8 protein-coding genes and 3 pseudogenes are annotated in these 12,342 nt (G+C 56.4%); 9 read left to right on the plus strand and 2 right to left on the minus strand.

Translation table 11 applies throughout. From position 1 onward, the window contains the following. A pseudogene (locus tag BM436_RS37600) lies at positions 1 to 326 on the minus strand (hypothetical protein); the annotation flags it as partial. Positions 327 to 538: 212 nt separating this feature from the next. Between BM436_RS37600 and BM436_RS33820 the strand changes: the two are divergent. Both BM436_RS33820 and BM436_RS36710 read left to right on the plus strand, forming a co-directional pair. Next, a pseudogene (locus tag BM436_RS33820) lies at positions 539 to 646 on the plus strand (type II toxin-antitoxin system VapB family antitoxin); the annotation flags it as partial. Positions 647 to 752: 106 nt separating this feature from the next. After that, the gene (locus BM436_RS36710; RefSeq protein WP_143133449.1) at positions 753 to 1,076 is read left to right on the plus strand and encodes a hypothetical protein; all 324 of its coding nucleotides are present in this window, start codon (positions 753 to 755) and stop codon (positions 1,074 to 1,076) included. On the opposite strand, the gene BM436_RS33830 is transcribed toward BM436_RS36710, so the two are convergent. Further along, the gene (locus tag BM436_RS33830) at positions 1,063 to 1,707 is read right to left on the minus strand and encodes an IS66 family transposase (RefSeq protein ID WP_259741454.1); all 645 of its coding nucleotides are present in this window, start codon (positions 1,705 to 1,707) and stop codon (positions 1,063 to 1,065) included. The two genes, BM436_RS36710 and BM436_RS33830, sit on opposite strands and share 14 nt — an antisense overlap. Between BM436_RS33830 and BM436_RS33835 the strand changes: the two are divergent. The 7 genes and pseudogenes from BM436_RS33835 to BM436_RS33860 form a co-directional block, all read left to right on the plus strand. Next, positions 1,631 to 2,178 (plus strand): annotated as a pseudogene (locus BM436_RS33835) (IS66 family transposase); the annotation flags it as partial. The gene BM436_RS33830 and the pseudogene BM436_RS33835 sit on opposite strands and share 77 nt — an antisense overlap. Positions 2,179 to 2,433: 255 nt before the next feature. Beyond that, positions 2,434 to 2,634, plus strand: a complete 201-nt coding sequence (locus BM436_RS36715) for a hypothetical protein (protein WP_143133450.1) — start codon at positions 2,434 to 2,436, stop codon at positions 2,632 to 2,634. A gap of 482 nt (positions 2,635 to 3,116) precedes the next feature. Beyond that, a complete protein-coding gene (locus tag BM436_RS33840; protein WP_177307750.1) occupies positions 3,117 to 6,020 on the plus strand; it encodes an RICIN domain-containing protein in 2,904 nt (967 codons plus the stop codon). Between the two features lie 235 nt (positions 6,021 to 6,255). After that, positions 6,256 to 7,251 carry a polysaccharide biosynthesis/export family protein gene (locus tag BM436_RS33845; RefSeq protein WP_229491004.1) on the plus strand — a complete coding sequence of 332 codons (996 nt, stop codon included), beginning with the start codon at positions 6,256 to 6,258 and terminating at the stop codon, positions 7,249 to 7,251. Between the two features lie 564 nt (positions 7,252 to 7,815). Next, positions 7,816 to 9,660 (plus strand): SDR family NAD(P)-dependent oxidoreductase, encoded by a 1,845-nt coding sequence (locus BM436_RS33850; RefSeq protein WP_177307754.1) that lies wholly within the window; start codon positions 7,816 to 7,818, stop codon positions 9,658 to 9,660. 1,004 nt (positions 9,661 to 10,664) lie between these two features. After that, positions 10,665 to 11,459 carry an FkbM family methyltransferase gene (locus BM436_RS33855; protein ID WP_093561174.1) on the plus strand — a complete coding sequence of 265 codons (795 nt, stop codon included), beginning with the start codon at positions 10,665 to 10,667 and terminating at the stop codon, positions 11,457 to 11,459. Positions 11,460 to 11,487: 28 nt separating this feature from the next. Next, complete coding sequence (locus tag BM436_RS33860; protein WP_177307759.1) at positions 11,488 to 11,871, plus strand: LysR family transcriptional regulator; 384 nt, start codon at positions 11,488 to 11,490, stop codon at positions 11,869 to 11,871. Positions 11,872 to 12,342 lie beyond the last annotated feature (471 nt).

Consider the following 12,342-nt stretch of genomic DNA (forward strand, 5'->3'; position numbering starts at 1 on the left):
CACTGTGTCCAGGTTGTCGTAGAGGGGGGGGGAGATGTCGTGCCATTTTCATAGTCGCAGAACTTATCGACACCATATGCAGGATCGCCAAACACGCTGTTACTACAGGCAATAGAGCCTGTGGCGGATCGATATGTAAAATTACGATTGGCACCGTAGCGAACGTTACGTGTGCCGCTAAATGTGCATATCTGATCTTCGTAAGCGCACCTCGTCCAAGTAGTCTCAGCGGCATTAGCAGCGGCGGGCTCAATTAACAGTGCTCCGCTGATGAAAGCTAAGGAGATAACCGAGTGGGAACACATAAAAATCATGGCGAACTTCATATCATTCCTTATCGTGTTAGTAATCACAAGGGTTCTGTCGCGTTGGTGATCAAAAGACGAAGTGTCTGCTCAGCGCTGCGATTGTCAACGATCACTGGCCGAACAGCATGCGGTAATCTCGATATAGTATTGGTCCGCGTTTTCGAGACCAGTTTGCGATCCCTCAAACGTGCGGCAGCCGTCTGCGCAAGATGATGCAAAATGGGCGTGCTATGAGAACCACCGTGACAATTGATGGCGAGCTGTACGAGCAAGCCCTGGAAGTCGCCGATCCAGCCATGGACAAGGCTGATCTATTCCTCGATGCCGTCAAAACCTTTTAAGGCCACCTCTAAAACCTCGCTTGGAGCGCCGTTGGTTCGGTAAAATTCCGGCATCGGCCACGACCAGCCGCACCCGCAGCGATGAAGCCCCGGATCAGCTTGTTTGCAGAACACTAACGCGAAGAACGGCGCGCGAAGATCGGTGACCCTCTGGTCGGTTTATGTGGATTTCGAGGCGCTGGTCGCAAGCATCGATGCCGCCGTCCCGAGGCGCGGCCGAGGGGGGATCAACTGCTCGACCGTCGTATTCGCGAGCAAGTCCAACAGCAGTTGCACAAGCATGGTTAACCTGGCGCGTTGCGGCCAGATCGTAACAATCAAGGAACGTACGATGTCGCTTGGCTGGAAGCCGCACAAGCGCGCGCAAAAGAATGTCGATGGTAAGCGACCAGCCGCCCATCTGTGCAGCGTATTTAGGATTGGATAAAGTCGGGGAATGGCAACGGGGAGTCGATCTGGCTGTTGGGGCACGTCGGGAGACGTTCCAACGCATCGGCCAGCCAGCGCGCCGGATCTAGTCCGTTCCGTTGAGCTTGGCGGTGACGAACAAGCTCTGGATGGCGTCGGCGCGGTGGCCCGCTCGTTCCGAGCCGGTGAACAGCCAGTTTTTTGCCGATGGCAATGGGACGAATGGCGTTCTCGCAGCGGTTGTTGTCGATCGGCAGCGTGCCCGAGCCGGCATAGCGCTCCAGCGCCGGCCAGCGCTTGAGCGCGTGTTCGACCCCCTTGGCCGTGCCGCTGCCGGCCGCGACGGCGCGCCGGGTCGCCAGCAACCAGGCATGCGCTTCTGCGAGCGCCGGCTCGGCCAAGCGCTGGCGCAGCACCAGGCGTTGCGGTGGATCGAGTCCCGCGCCTTGCTGCTCGATCGCGTACAGCGCCGCGATGCGCTGTAGCGCCTCGTCGGCGACGGGGCTGGCGCTGGCGGCGTGCACATCGAAGAATTTCCGCCGGATATGCGCCTTATGTGGAGCTCCACATAAGGCGCATGCGCGGCGCAAATTCCACGACCAGCACGCGGCGCGACCAACGGCGCTGACCACCGAGGCGCTGCGCCGCATCGCCGAACTGTATGTTATCGAAGCCGAGATCCGGGGCAAGCCCCCAGATGAGAGAAGGCAGGCGCGGCAAGCTCGCGCGCTCCCCTTGGTCGATGATCTCGAACACTGGCTGCGTACTACGCTCGACACGCTGTCGCGCAATCCGACACGGCGGCGGCGATCCTGTACGCGCTCAAACTCTGGCCGGCGCTGCTGCGCTATTGCGACGACGGCGCTATCGAGATCGACAACTCGGCGGCCGAACGCGCCTTGCGCGGCGTGGCGATTGGCCGACGCAACTATCTCTTCGCCGGAGCCGACAGCGGCGGCGAGCGCGCAGCCGCGATCTACTCCCTGATCGGCACGACCACGCTGAATGGTGTCGACCCCGAAGCCTGGTTGCGTCACGTGGTGACGCATCTCCCCGATCATCCCGTCAACCGGGTTGATGAATTCTTGCCTTGGTACTGCCGCCTACCAGCAGCGCTCTGAGATCACGCCGCTTCCCAGCGGGGTGATGCCATCATCGATCAAATTTCCACTGCGCTCAAGACGTCACTGAGCGGACGCTTACGGCTGAACAGTTACCAAAAGGATTGGTTCAACCACGCGTTCACCTTGTGGGCCACTGTTTTCCCAGTGTCTCGGCTCGAATCGGCTGTAATTCGAGGTGCCCTTAAGTCTTGATACTGCGCAAATAGGCTGAGGTCAAATTCCCTTATATTTCCCTATGACTACAAGGAGAACATGATGGACAGTCAAAAAAATGATGCGCGTAGTGATAAAGCGCTTGCATTGAAAATTGACCGGCTGCTCTCGTTGGTTGGAGGAAATGGGGAGTATTCCGTGGCAGCCGCCATGACAAAGTCTGGTGTACCGCTTTCTGTGATTGCGCGGGTGTTTTGCGACAGACCAGAACGGAGGCGTGAGCATGCATCGTCGCGGTGAGTAATCCGTATTAACAATTTCCTTCCAGAATTAACGTCATTTGTGGTGGATGAATCATGGTTATTCTAACAGATGCTCGACGCAATGAAATTCTGGCTTCAGAAATTGATAGACTGCTGACACAGCTCGCCCGGAAAGGGCAGCCGTACGTTGTCGATCAGATGTGCCGGGCGGGGGCGACTATGCAAGTCATAGTGCGAGTTCTCTGCGATCCGGTGACGCGCCACCGTAGCGCACCCGCCTCCGATGGACTTCGGGAGTTGCGACTTAATATTGAGCGGAATTAGTTTTGTTCGGCCATCTGGAATTGATTTTCATCAATGCGATGATCCCAAGGGCACGTAGGATCGTGGTGTGAGTGGGCCTGGATGCCTTCGATTGCAGCGAATGGGGAGCAGATGAATTGGGGAGATAAGGAGCCTTGGGGTACAAAAATGGTAAACACACACTCTCTCGCGAGACAAATTGCTGCGGAGGAACGTATGAGGAATATCGCGATCCCGTCAAACGCAATGCATCCCTTTCAATGGATTATAACGATCATGTTGTTGTGCGCACTAGCCGGATGCGGAGGCGAGGGGGGGAATGGTGGCAGTGTCGGTGCACGGACGGTTTTGCATGGTACGGTTGTGACGGATGCGTCCGTAGTGGCGATCGAGAATGCCAGACAGGGTACGGAAAGTTGGAAGTTGGTCAATCCGGCGCTGCAGCACGAAATAGAGGGCTACGCCTCGGCGACCAGCGTGAACACGGGCGGAAGCATCACTCTTTATGTAAGTACTTCCGCATCAAGTTACAATATCGATATTTATCGGATGGGATACTACGGTGGAGCGGGAGCTCGAAAGGTCGGCACGTACAGTGGGTTGACGGGCGTCACCCAACCGCAGCCGTGCTCGAATCCGAATGGAGTTGTCGAGTGCAACTGGAACGCCAGCCAGTCGATCACGGCCGCCGGTCCGGATGGGGGCTGGATTTCCGGAATTTATCTCGCCAAACTCACGACCAATGCGCTCACCCCAAAGGATAGCTACATCATCTTCGTGGTCAGGGACGATGCCAGGGCGGCGACTTTCGTTGCGCAATTGCCAATTACCACCTACCAGGCGTACAACTACTGGGGTGGGAAGTCGCTTTATACGGGTTGTGTCAACCATGACAGTCAGTGGAAGTGCGCGAATGGCGCAAAAAAAGCGACCGCAGTCTCTTTCAATCGCCCTTTCATTCCCAGCTCCAATCCGTCGGCCGCCTTCGGAGCTGGAGCCGGAGAATTTATCACAAACGTACAGACTGTGGCGGAGGGCTATCCGATTAGTAGCGCCGCCTTCGACTACAATATGATCCGATGGATCGAAAAGCAGGGTTACGACACGAAGTATATAACCAACATGGATCTGCACGTGTCGAGTGCCCCACTCAGTGACTCAAAAGCTTTTATTTCGTTTGGACATGATGAGTATTATTCGAAAACGATGTGGGATAATCTCATTGGATTGAGGGAGGCTGGAAAGAATATCGCCTTTTTTTCATCGAATCAGATTTATTGGCGTGTACGTTTCGTTGAGGGGCATTACGGTGCGAGTCGGGAAAATCGGACCATGATTTGCTTCAAGGACGTGCCGGATCCGACGACGGATCCGGCCTTGACCACTGGTTTGTTTCGCAACCTGGGCACGCCCGAAGCGGGTTTGATCGGCAATCAATACACAGCTGATCCTGTGCTGGGCGCAATCACTATCACCAACGCGGCACACTGGCTAATTGCTGGAACCGGGGCTGAAAACGGCACATCTCTCCCCGGCCTGCTGGGCTATGAAATCAACACGATAGTGCCGGGCGTGTCGCCGGCCAATGTGGTCTCGCTGGCCCACTCGGTTGTCGGCAACGATTCAAGCGATGTGAGCTTCTACATCGCCCCATCCTCTTCACAGGTCTTTGCGACCGGTTCCATGCAATGGGCATGGGGATTGGACGGATTCACATCCAATGGACTGCGGTCAGACTATACGAGCGCGATCGCGCAGGCGATCACCGCAAACGTGTTCGATGCGTTGGCGGAGGTTAACATTGCGACATTGATCAACGCGGCCAGTGGGCAGTTCCTGAGCACGCCGGCTGGTAGTCTCACCGCGGCCGAGGTCATCCAGAACGTTTCGCCGGCGTCGGGCTCCAAATCGAATCAATGGCGTTTGTTGCCCGATAGTGATGGCACGAACGTGCGAATCGTCTCGCGGGCAATCGGGTTGTGTCTCGACGCCTATGGGAGCGCTGAAGGTGGAGCGGTAGGAACGTGGGAATGCCATGGCGAGGAAAACCAGAAATGGTTGTTGATCGATCGTGGCGGTTCCTATTATTCGATTATGGATAAGCGCTCGAAACTGTGCCTGCAGAATCCGGGAGGGGCGGGTACCGCGGGAGCACGCCTGACCCTCACCGCGTGTTCGTCGGCATCGCATCAGCTTTGGTTCCTATCAACACCGTCGACGGGCGGCCCTTCGCCTCCGTTGCCGACACCGGATCCGCCGCGCTCGAACGTTGTCATCGCACTCAATAATGCGAAAACCGGCTATTTCATGAGCGCGAGCGGGATGGCTTCGGATGCCATAGTTCAGGCCCCACTCACCGCGGAAAACAAGGCCATGTTGCAATGGCGTCCCCTTATGGACAGCGGCGGCTATTTCGCATTGGTCTCGATCGCGTCTGGACAGTGCCTGGACGCCTATGGCGCCGCCGACGGAGCGACCGCCGGCACTTGGCCATGTCACGGTGAGCTCAATCAGCAATGGTCGTTCTCCCAAAACAGCGACGGGACTTACACGGTGATCAGTCGCAGCAATTTACTTTGCCTAGGGAGCCCGGATTCCTCCAACACACCGCAAAGTCCACTCAAACTGCTTACATGCACGTATGGAAATGCTCAGCGATGGCACAAGAGCACCCCCGAGGTAGCACCCATGCCGGGCGAGGTTGTCACCTTTTCCAACGGCGCAAATGGTTACCACTTGAGCACGCCGGCCAACGTCATGCAGGCGGCGCCGGTGATTCAGGCGCCTGCTCCGGGCAACGGCGCCATCATGAATCGATGGCGCCTCACCGCGAGTGGCGATGGCCCGTACTTCCAAGTCGTCTCGGAAATGACAGGGTTGTGCCTGGATGCGTATGGAAGTTCGGACCAGTCCCAGGCCGGGACTTGGCTCTGCCATGGTGGCGACAACCAAAAGTGGTCGATCGCCGCCGGGAGCGGGGGCTATTTCTCGATATCCGACAAGCGGTCCAACCGTTGTATCGAAAGTCCTGGCGCTTCCACAACAGCGGGAGCGGTCCTGGTGATGTCAGCGTGTAGTGGTGCCGCGCATACCGTCTGGATGAAGTCCGCGGTTCCTTGACTTTGCCGTGACGGCCCGGTTGATTCGGCCGTCGGGCCACCATCCATATGGTGTTGACTACTGTCGCGCGAGCGAAGATGAAAGGTATTTTATGAGATTGAATTCAATCGTTGCTTACTTGGCATCGGGCTGTTTGCTTGCTTCACTATGCGGATGCGCCACCTCGCCGGGGACGAGGGCTCAAAGCGGGTCCGATAGCATGACCGGAGAGTCCGTAGCCGAGGCTGCTGGCACTATGGCCGTGGTAAAGCAGATTACTCCCGACTTGATAGCGAAGGAACACTCCACCCGAGAGTTCGCCACGGAGAGCGCAATCGGCAATCTGGTTGGCGTCCCGGGGCCGTATGACATTGGAAGCGGCGATGTCCTTTCCATCATTGTATGGGGGCACCCCGACCTTACCAACGTGAGCTTGGCAGGGGATGCCGCTTTGAATGATGGCATTGAGGGGCGCGCCAGCGCCTCCCCATCAGGCTTTGTCGTCGACCATGAGGGAGCGATCCAGTTTCCCTATATTGGACGCCTCCCGCTTGCTGGACTGAATGAGGAAGCCGCGCGCCAACTGCTGACCCGGCATTTGCAGAAATACATCAAGAATCCCAGCATCACCCTCCGAGTTCAAGCGTATCGCAGCAAGCGAGTCTATGTCGATGGCGAAGTGAAGTCGCCAGGACTGCAATCAATCACGGACATTCCGATGACGCTGATGGAGGCGTTGAACCGCGCCGGTGGCCTTCTACCGACCGCCGATCAAAGTCGTATTCGGCTCAGCAGGGGAGGCGCCAGCTACAGGATCAACCTTCCTCAGATGGTGGAGCGCGGCGTCAATCCAGCCAACATCCTTCTCGCCGCCGGGGATGTGGTGAAAGTCGTATCGCGAGACGATAGCAAAGTCTTCATCTCTGGAGAGGTGATTTCCCCTCGTGCCCTTGCCATGCGCGATGGCAGGTTGACCCTGAACGAGGCGCTTGGGGAATCGGGCGGAATCAATCCGGCCAGCGGCGATGCGAGTAGGGTGTATGTGATTCGAAAGGTCGGGACCGAACTCGTGATCTATACGCTTGACGCAAAATTGCCAGGCGCGTTTGCTGTCGCTCAGGATTTTGAACTGAATGCCAAGGATACGGTATATGTCGCGGCGACCCCGCTGACAAATTGGCACCGGACCATCAGCCAGGTCTTCCCAGGCGCGCTGTCGTCCGCTGTCAGCGCGGCGGGCACCCGACCTTAGTGCTCAGGTGGCGCTTTTGAACCGGCGGATTGCAAGTATGCCCCGATGAGGCCGCGCCGCATGGAAGAGCGCGGCCTCGCTGTGGATTGAATGCTTCCCATCCTACGCGGCACGCCTCGTGGCCGGGTGTTTGAACGGCCGTGTCGACAACATCCTTGCCTCGCGACCGTACAATGCCTTGGCCCAGGATGCCGCGAAACGATAGGTTGGCTGCACTGGCGCGATCGCCAGCACACGCGTTTTCGATCGGCCTGCCGGTTGACCTGTGCCGCTGTTCACTGGAATGAGGCTGGAGGAATTGACGCTGGTGTGGTTGGCCGAGGTGGCCGCACGTCACTCCATACCGGGGCCATTGGACTGGCGTAAGAAAAGAGGGCGCGCCACGCCTCGATCCTGCGCCATGCCAACTTCCGTGGCATCAGTCCCATACCGACCATGCCCTCCGTGCGGTTGTCGTGCTCGCCGGTTAAAGCGGCCTCGCCGGCCGACCCGAAGGATCCATGCGCGCAGCACCTGATTGGCCGGCGAACCAACCCTTGCCACCAGTCCTACAGGAGAAATGCAATGAACGCATATAAGTTTCTTTTCCACGAGCGACCTCCCGCCGGCAGCGCCGCACCAGCGGTTGGCAAGATCGCGCAGATTGTCGACTGGCTCAACCAATCATTTCTATCGACGGAATCCGATGGAACGGGCGGGATGACGCCAAAAAAGATGCGGGTTCCGATGTCTCCGCGGCTTGGAACGGTGGGGACTGTCGAACCGTTCAGGATTAAGGAACCGGTGCTGCGTTATGTCGTGCGGGCATGTGCGCTTCCGGTAGAGGCTGGGTCCGAGGCATCGGAATTGCCGCGCGAATTTCCGGTGCTACTGGTCGGAGCCGATAGCGCGCTGGCTAAGGCCTTGCGCTATGCGTTGGAACAGCAAGGCTACTCGGTACGGCAATTGATACCGGGGACCACCACCTACAGACTTGATCCACAGCGGGTGGTGGTGGATTTGTCCGCACCTGCACCAGTGCGCGCATGGCGTCGGTTGGAGTCGGCGCATGCCCCTATTGGGGCATTGATCAATCTGATGGGTGCCGACTACTGGGCCGATGGCGGGCACGTCGGGAAGCCCGTCGAAGGACATGGCCCGATACCCCCAACCCGTCATCTGCATGATGCGAGGGCGTTGTTCCTCCTACTGCAGGTAGTGGAGGACGATCTGATGGCAAGCGCGGTCCATGGTGGTGGCCGACTGTTAATCGTTACCCGGCTCGACGGGCGGTTTGGTCTGGCGCGATCGCGTGAATTGGATGCCTGTAGCGCTGGGACGCTGGGAGTGGCCAAGTCGGCCGCCCGCGAGTGGCCGGCCGTGACGGTGCGGTGCGTCGACGCCGCGCCGGACATTATGCCGGAGGCGCTGGCACCTCGTCTCCTGGCTGAGTTGCAGGGTAGGGGGGATGCAATCGAGATCGGCTTGACAACGGAGGGGCGCTGGAATGTGGATTTGCACCACGAAGCTGCGCCCCGCCAGACACCGATCGGGTTGCGGCTTGAACCGAAGGCCGTGCTGCTTGTAACCGGAGGCGCCTACGGTATCACTGCCGAGATCGCTTGCGCGCTGGCGGCGAAATACCAACCGACGCTGGTACTGGTGGGCCGTAGCGCTCTGCCTGACGAAGAGGATGAAATGACACGGGACATTCCCGCTGGGAAGGCGCTCCAGCAGGTTGTGCTGCGGCAATTACGGGCGATGAACCCAAGAGTTCCTGTGTCGCAGGTCATGGCCACTACACGGAACATTATCAAGGAGCGTCGAATCCGCGCCAATTTGGCCATTATGCGCGGTAGCGGGGCACAAGTTGAATATCACGCCATCGACGTACGCGACCGGACCGCATTCGGCGAGCTGATCGACGGAATATACCGTCGTTATGATCGCATTGATGGGGTGTTGCATGGCGCCGGCGTGGTTAATGACAGGCTTATCCGCGACAAGACGCTGCGTTCGTTCAACACCGTCTTCGACACCAAGGTTCTGCCGGCCCTGTTGCTGGCCCAAAAGCTGCAGCCAAAGAGCCTCAAATTCATCGCTTTCTTTTCATCGCTGGCAGGCCGTTTCGGCGACGTCGGTCAGTGCGACTACAGCGCGGCCAACGAAGTACTAAACAAGTTGGCCGACAGTCTCAGTTACAGCTGGCCACACGTGCATGCGCTAACCATCAATTGGGGGCCGTGGGATGCGGATATGGTCGATGACGGGTTGCGCAGATTGTATGCCGCGCGCACCATCCAGCCTATCACATTGGCAGACGGTAAACGCCGTTTTCTGAGCGAACTGGAACGTGGCGCGAGCGGAGAACCCGAGTTGGTGATCACGTCTAGTATGCGACAGATCGCGTCGCTACAGGCGCGTCGCTGAAGTTACCGAATGCATCGGGCAGTGGCGAACAGCTAGAAGCGACCGTCAGCGATCCGCCTCTGGCGAACAGCTTGCATCGCGGGGCCTCAACGTGTAACCGCGAAACGGCCGACGACGGCATTGAGCATCGTATGTTGTTCATGGCGTAAGTTGTCAGTTTTAGCGAGTCGTCAGAGTTCAAGTGGTCGGGCGCATCTATGCTGGATTTTTCTCTCGCACACCATCGAACTGACGGGTGGGCCATATGGAGCGATTGCTTGCGGATTTGCCGCGTGCCTCATACCGCGCGCCCGAGGTCGATCCGGCGCCGGCGCTAAATTTACGCCGGTTCGCGAACGAAGACAAAATCGCACATTGATGGTTAGCGCCAGCCAGGCGCCTCAAAGAACGCGCGGTGCAAGGCGGCACCTGTTATTCCGCGTGGCGATTGCGATCCTCATAAGCGACTCGAAATTCGGGGATCCTATGGATATTTTACTCGACCAATTCGTCGGCACCCGGCGGCAAGCGCAAGAGGCTTTATCACCTCAGATGAAATTACCGATGCGTGTATACAGGACCCACAGCTGTAACTAACAATCCAATTCCGCGCGAACGGGCAGTGATTAAAAGAACGCGGATGCCTGGGGCCATGCACTTCTCAACCATGACGATCCGCGACAGGAATGTGGCCGCAATTATTCCACCCTCGGAAATGTAGCGGGACTCTTGCGATGGCTCGGCTCGGTAAATCATTTCGTCGCCAGCGCCCATACTCTCGACGGTGGGATCGCACGGTCAATGTGCGATAGTGGAGGGCATTGATTGGCAAGATCGGATTGTTCGTGCGCATCTCGGGGAAAGCTTGATGGTGCAAGCAGTTTCTTGCGTATTGTCAATCTGTCGTCGACTATTAAAGGTTACCATCTTACCAAGAAATCGGACGTTCCGTTATTTGATTGCATTCTTCGCCAGCCCAATAGGTTGGTCCGCCGGACTAATCTAGGATATTTTTGCGAGATCATATGGATATGATGGATTACCTCAGGTTTAAGAAGATTGTTCGCACCGCGCAGACATATTTTCCTTACTTATCCGAGATTAAGCCTTGGGTGCAAAATATGGTGTGTAGGATATTAAGGAAGCCTTTTGAGTCCGACTTCAGAGCGCTGCGTCTCTTCCCGGAAGGACAGACGTATGTGGATGTCGGCGCGAACAGGGGGCAGAGCATTACCGCGATTCGCATGATGGCCCGGAAAGGGAAAATAATCAGCTTCGAAGCCAATCCAATTTTAGCAAGAAAGCTAAGCGATCGATACTCGAATAGCCATGATGTTGTGGTAAATTCCTTTGGGCTGGGAGCCGACGAAGGGGAGTTTACATTACATGTGCCACGATACAGAAAGTATATTTTTGACGGTTTGGGATCAATTGACAGAAGCGAAGCAATTTCGTGGCTGTCGGAAAAGACATTGTACGGGTTCGACCCGAATAAGTTGAGCCTACTCTCCCTGCCATGCATTTTAAAAACATTGGATTCATTGAATATAAGTCCTTTTTTCATCAAACTGGACATTCAAGGATTCGAAAAGAGTGCGCTCGACGGAGCGCGGAAGACCCTAACCGAGCACACTCCGGTTCTTCTCATGGAGACCCCAAATGAAGATTTGTGCGAATATCTTCGTGGGCTAGGATATTCATCCTATTTTTATCGTAACGGTGTTTTTTTTCATGGAAATGATTATAAGTTGAATCTTTTTTTCATGACGCCTGATAAGATCGCATTGCTTCGGGGGAATTTTTCCGGTGCAATGGTTTGAATTTTCAGCGTGAAAGGAAAATATGCCCATGCAGAACTCGAATGCAAATCCTCCCCCTTGGCGACATGAGGTGGCTGATCGTCCATTTGTGCATTTGCAGCGCTGCCGTGCAAGTTTGGCGCAGTGGCGCGTCTTTCATGCGGTGATCGACTGCGGTAGTTTTGCCAGTGCGGCCAATCGGCTCGGACTCACACAGCCCGGTGTCAGCTACTCAATAGCGAAGCTGGAGAACCAATACGGAGTCCGGCTCTTTAAGCTTGATGGCAGGAAGGCGGTGGTTACGTGCGCCGGCCTGCAGTTGTTGGAACAATCCAGGCGTCTTTTGCTTGCAGCGATAGAGTTGGAGGAATTCGCCGTGGTGCTGGCACGTATGAACCTTGCTGGTTGTACGGATCAAGGTGAATTACTTTAGCTTTGAGCGACCTCGCATATTGGCGAAGGCGCGAAGGTCCAATGAGCCATTTTCTGATGCGCACTTAATCGGCGCCCAATGTAAACACGCTCTGCGAGTTTAAACAGCTGCTGAGCTTGATCCATCCAAAAATTCCATTTCCAAGTCCCGCATAATTGCGCAGCATGGCCGGGTATCCAGGCGACGCCACGCACCGTGCATGGCCGTGGTATTCCTCTCTCCCTTCTTCCTTCACCTCGCTTTTGATACCCACTCACTCTCCCAGTCACCCCCTACTCCATAACGTTATACACATCTTTTTTCCCTCAACGTCATTTGATCTTGGAACGGCAACTTTCATGAAATTTTGCCCAATCCCTCAAGTTGCCGCTCTCGGAAATTATCTCGCCTGCTCTGAATATTTAAAATTTCGGTTGCTATAGGATATGGCCTGGTAATTTTTAGTTTCTTCTTGGTTAATATCCTCGATGT

It is taken from the genome of Pseudoduganella namucuonensis (assembly GCF_900116645.1).
GTDB lineage: Bacteria > Pseudomonadota > Gammaproteobacteria > Burkholderiales > Burkholderiaceae_D > Rugamonas > Rugamonas namucuonensis.